At 68.6% G+C, this 382-nt stretch carries 1 protein-coding gene; it reads right to left on the bottom strand.

Features of this window, described 5'->3' with window-relative positions:
* The coding region (locus C1I97_RS39055; protein ID WP_146608510.1) for a DUF4190 domain-containing protein at nt 1-382 on the bottom strand (382 nt) is incomplete at both ends.

Below are 382 nucleotides of genomic sequence, written 5' to 3'. Positions count from 1 at the left end.
TCGTAGGGGTCCGTGTAGTCCTTCTCGTAACGGGTGCCCGCCACGATCACGATGATCATCAGGACCGTCACGACGAGGCCGAGGACCAGGCCGATGATGCCCGTGACCAGGCCGGCCTGGGCCTGGCCGTGGTTGTTGGCCTCGCCCCGTTCGGCCCGCCGGCGGCCCTTGACGCCGAGGACGATGGCGATGACACCGAGCACCACCGAGAACACGCCGTACACGCAGAACATGGTGCAGGACAGGATGCCGAGCGTCATGGCGGCGATGCCCATCCCGTTCTGCGGGGGCGTTGCCGGTATGCCGGGCCAGCCGTAGCCCTGGCCCGGATAACCGGGATAGCCGGGATAGCCGGGATAGCCGTATGCGCCCGGGGCGGGAC

The organism is Streptomyces sp. NTH33, assembly GCF_003236365.1.
Lineage (GTDB): Bacteria > Actinomycetota > Actinomycetes > Streptomycetales > Streptomycetaceae > Streptomyces.
The sequence above is the reverse complement of the archived record's forward strand: the minus strand, read 5'-3'. Positions and strand labels throughout refer to the sequence as shown.